This window comes from Microbacterium sp. BF1 (assembly GCF_019279095.1).
Taxonomy (GTDB): domain Bacteria; phylum Actinomycetota; class Actinomycetes; order Actinomycetales; family Microbacteriaceae; genus Microbacterium; species Microbacterium maritypicum.
On sequence record NZ_JAGYWT010000617.1, the window covers coordinates 1 to 1317 of the forward strand.

The 1317-nt window shown below is 67.1% G+C and carries 2 protein-coding genes and 1 pseudogene; 2 read left to right on the forward strand and 1 reads right to left on the reverse strand.

The genetic code is table 11. From position 1 onward, the window contains the following. A partial coding sequence (locus KZA10_RS15460) for a PLP-dependent transferase (RefSeq protein ID WP_218683326.1) occupies positions 1-317 on the forward strand: 317 nt, incomplete at its 5' end. A gap of 28 nt (positions 318-345) precedes the next feature. Here KZA10_RS15460 and KZA10_RS15465 read toward each other — a convergent pair. Further along, positions 346-819 carry an acyl-CoA thioesterase gene (locus KZA10_RS15465; protein WP_017829781.1) on the reverse strand — a complete coding sequence of 158 codons (474 nt, stop codon included), beginning with the start codon at positions 817-819 and terminating at the stop codon, positions 346-348. A 214-nt stretch (positions 820-1033) separates the two neighbouring features. On the opposite strand from KZA10_RS15465, the pseudogene KZA10_RS15470 reads away from it, so the two are divergent. Next, positions 1034-1317 (forward strand): annotated as a pseudogene (locus KZA10_RS15470) (hypothetical protein); the annotation flags it as partial.

Sequence of the window (1317 nt, forward strand, 5' to 3'; positions counted from 1 at the left end):
CGATGCGGATGCGGGGTGGTTTCGCCGCAGCCTCCGCCGTCACGACCGCGACGACCCTGTTCACGCACGCCGTCTCGCTGGGCGGCGTCGACTCGCTGATCCAGCACCCCGCCGCACTCACCCATCGCCCTGTGCCGCCGGAGGCGCGGCCCGCCGCCGACGTGCTGCGGCTGTCGATCGGCCTGGAAGACGTCGACGATCTCATCGCCGATCTGGCTCAGGCGTTCGCCGCTGCGCCGGCCTTCACGGTCGAAGCGCCCCTCTCCGACCGGGTCACCTCCTCGAGCGAGACGCACCGGGGGGCTGTTCGCGCCTGAGGAGGTGGCTCGGCGCTGTCGAGCAGTGTCAGGGAGAGGGGAGTCGAATCGTCCCGGTGGCGATGTGCTCGGTCGGCATCCGGTCTCGGTCGTAGGTGATCTCGGTGTAGCCGTGCGGCGTCGGTGTCCCGTCGTCGTCGAGGCTCACGAACACGATCTTCTCGATCGTGAGGATGCGCTTGCGCGTGATCATGTTCCTGGCCACCGCGCGCATCGTCAGGGAGGTCCTGCCGAAGTGGGTTGCCTGCAGGCCGATCTCGATCAGGTCGCCCTGCACGGCCGAGGCCTCGAAGTTGATCTCCGAGATGTGCTTGGTGACGGCGCGGTAGTTGCCCAGCTGCACGATCGCGTAGATCGCGGCCTCTTCGTCGATCCATTTCAGCAGGCTGCCGCCGAACAGCGAGCCGTTCGCGTTGAGATCCTCCGGGCGCACCCACTTGCGGGTGCGGAAGTTGAGTCCGTCCTCCGACCACTGCCACGCCGGTGCCTTCTGCTTCGCCATGGGCACGAGACTAGGCGGGCCGTGAGTCCACGATGTTACGTTCCGTTTTCGTGGAAGGCACAGCGGTCTGCGCCCATCGTTTGTGCACTCGCCACAAGAAACTGAGTCCCAGGCGTGCTGAGACTTGGTATCGAACGGCAAATCCGGGGGGCGGGGTCGAACCTGCCCATACAGTCGCCGGTGGCAACGACGCCACTGACCTCGGGAGTCCTCGATGACGAGTACCACACCCCATTCGCACGGCATCGGCATGCGCATCGCCGTGATCGTCCTCAGCCTGCTGCTGGCCGCCATGGTGATCCTGTTCTTCGTGACGACGAGCAAGATCGCCGCCGGAGCGTCCGAACTCGCCGAGGGCACCACATCGGCGAAAGACGGTTCCGCCGATCTCGCCGCCGGCGCCGCAGACCTCTCGGCCGGCGCATCGCAGCTCGCCGAGGGCAGCATCGACCTCTCCTCGGGGGCAGCCAGCGCGCACGCGGGATCGCAGAAGCTGAG